This window comes from Bacillus sp. GMa5/1, from assembly GCF_050172015.1.
Taxonomy (GTDB): Bacteria; Bacillota; Bacilli; order Bacillales; family Bacillaceae_G; genus Bacillus_A; species Bacillus_A cereus.
Window position 1 is genome coordinate 1 of record NZ_JBNLYC010000342.1, and the last position, 2,341, is coordinate 2,341.

The window sequence follows — 2,341 nt, forward strand, 5'->3', positions numbered from 1 at the left end:
ATTACGTATAACCAATATTAAATATATTGAATATAGGTATAATACCTCTTTAATTATAAAGATTTCAACACCACAATACCGTTACCTACAAAGAATTATTAAAAATGAAAAATAAGGAGTTGCATAATAATGAAGCTATCTCCGGTTACCTCAAAAAATATAGTTGCTGTTGGTTATAATCCTTTTTCTATGATTTTGCGAATCCAATTAAAGCATGGTATGTATGATTTCTTTAATGTACCAGAAAGCATTTATACTGGCCTATTACATGCACAATCTAAAAGTTATTATCATAATACTTACATTAAAAATTCTTTCCGCCACACAAAAATTTAAACTTAACACCCACTAAAAAAGAAAGGAGGTTAATCCTCCTTTCTTTTAAAAACATTTGGCAGATGAATTATCTTCGATTTCTCTTATTAATTTCATCATATGCTTGAATTTGTTTTTTCAAACGCCGATCAGCTTTTTTATCATGCACTACAAGAATTGCGTGTATAACTCCTGGAACCCAAAATATTAATGTTAATATGAAATTTATGATTGCCTGAATTGGTTTTCCACAAAATAATACAGCAACAGGTGGAAGAAGAATTGCTAATAAATACATCATCCCTTGAAAACTCCTTATTTTGTATTTTATATATCACTTTTCAAAATATACGCAAAAAAACCTACTACCATTTTAATCTTAACCTGCCTCTAAAATCAATGTATCTCCTTCTATTTATATAAGTATTTCAGACTTTTTATTGTTTTCTAGCCTATTTTCTTCCTCTATTGCAGTTACTCCAATTGCAGAAATTAACGTTCCTATCGCTTGTATCCAAATACCAATGAGTGCAATGATTCTCTCATCCCTCTTATCAAAAATACTATCTTCATTTTCTCTCTCATCTTTCAATACATTTAAAACACCTTGATACGCTTGTAATCCAGCCCCTAAACTTTGCATGGAGTTACCCAGTATAATAATTTTCTGTAATACATTTATATCCACCAAAGCTGCTTCTACTCCTAAAAAAGCACCGATCGATTGTAAACTGTTCCCTGTAATGATAAGATAATCATTTTCTTTCAATTGTTCATTTATATTAAAATATGTTCCTATTACATTTGATATATTGCCTAATGCTAATAACTCAATTCCTATCTGATCAAGTAATTTACTTTGATTCTCTAAGCCTATATTTTGATTTTCTCTTTTTTCTTCCCCATCATCATAATTGCCCGCAATGATTTGTAATATATACCCGAGGGCTTGTAATGAGCTTCCTACAATAACAAGATCCGATTCAACCTTCTCTTCTCCAATAAATCCTCTTGTCGTTCCAATAGCAGCTGTAAGATTCCCTCCCACTTGAAACCATGCCCCTGTCACTTTTAAACTGCTTGGATTCATTTTTATCACCTATTTAAATATTTTCTAAAGCTTTCAAAACAAACAAATCTCACCCTTAATCTTTTATTTTATTTTTCAGATGTAATTTTGTGAATGATATAATGTGCTACTAATATAAAAAGCACCTTAAAGGTGCTTTTTATATGCATGCTGGGCATGTCAATGAATCTCCATTTTTATCTATTGTTATATTCAATATATATTCAATTGCTTTATGTGACCAAGTTTCAGGTGTAGGCGATTCATTTATATATTGTGGCGCACATGACTTCAGCATTGGAGTACTAATACTCCCTCCAGGATCTAAAGCAACTACAGCCATGCCATGGGGTAATTCCAGGGCCATAGATTTAGTGATACCCTCAATTGCAAATTTCGAGGCACAATATGGCGCAAGCTCAGCTTCACCTTCTCTCCCCCAACTAGAACTCATATTAATGATAATTCCTTCTTTCCTAGCTACCATTGCGGGAACAAACGCTCTTATTACATTTACTACACCATTCACGTTTACATTCATTACATTTTCGAATTCTTGAGCCGTAATTTTCCAAAGTTGTGCATTTTGATTTACAATCGATGCATTATTTATTATCAGATCGGGAGCCGTATGTCTATTAAATATATAATTTGCCCAGTTATTAACTTGCTGAGAATCTGAAACATCAATTACTTGGAAATCATGTATTTTACTGTACTGTTTTTTTAGTTCTTCAATTTTATCTTTTGAACGTCCACAACCATATATGTTCCACCCTAATTCATGAAATCGATCAACCATCGCACGTCCTAACCCTTGTGTCACACCTGTAATAATTACAGATTTACTAATTTCTTTTCGCTTCATTTCTCTCATCCTCCTTCCCTATATCTTACTCTCTTCATTTTTATTCAGCGATTTACTATAGTATCAACTCAACTCATACTTTAGTAATG

Annotated in this window: 4 protein-coding genes; 1 reads left to right on the top strand and 3 read right to left on the bottom strand. The window is 32.1% G+C overall.

Going from position 1 to position 2,341, the window contains the following annotated elements; translation table 11 throughout:
- Nucleotides 1-129 precede the first annotated feature (129 nt).
- Entirely contained in the window at nt 130-336 is a 207-nt protein-coding gene (locus ACQGSG_RS28365) for a KTSC domain-containing protein (protein WP_000777843.1), read from the top strand.
- Nucleotides 337-403: 67 nt separating this feature from the next.
- Here ACQGSG_RS28365 and ACQGSG_RS28370 read toward each other — a convergent pair whose 3' ends face one another.
- From ACQGSG_RS28370 to ACQGSG_RS28380, 3 genes are all read right to left on the bottom strand, one after another.
- Nucleotides 404-616: a YqaE/Pmp3 family membrane protein gene (locus ACQGSG_RS28370; protein ID WP_000990233.1), complete on the bottom strand. Its 213-nt coding sequence runs from the start codon at nt 614-616 to the stop codon at nt 404-406.
- A gap of 114 nt (nt 617-730) precedes the next feature.
- Complete coding sequence (locus tag ACQGSG_RS28375; protein WP_098605395.1) at nt 731-1,405, bottom strand: DUF6944 family repetitive protein; 675 nt, start codon at nt 1,403-1,405, stop codon at nt 731-733.
- Nucleotides 1,406-1,544: 139 nt separating this feature from the next.
- Complete coding sequence (locus tag ACQGSG_RS28380) at nt 1,545-2,252, bottom strand: SDR family oxidoreductase (RefSeq protein WP_098207623.1); 708 nt, start codon at nt 2,250-2,252, stop codon at nt 1,545-1,547.
- Between the last annotated feature and the right edge of the window lie 89 nt (nt 2,253-2,341).

Coding starts and splice junctions, on each gene's coding strand:
- ACQGSG_RS28365 (WP_000777843.1), top strand. CDS start 130: ATGAAGCTATCTCCGGTTACCTCAAAAAATATAGTTGCTGTTGGTTAT.
- ACQGSG_RS28370 (WP_000990233.1), bottom strand. CDS start 616: ATGATGTATTTATTAGCAATTCTTCTTCCACCTGTTGCTGTATTATTT.
- ACQGSG_RS28375 (WP_098605395.1), bottom strand. CDS start 1,405: ATGAATCCAAGCAGTTTAAAAGTGACAGGGGCATGGTTTCAAGTGGGA.
- ACQGSG_RS28380 (WP_098207623.1), bottom strand. CDS start 2,252: ATGAAGCGAAAAGAAATTAGTAAATCTGTAATTATTACAGGTGTGACA.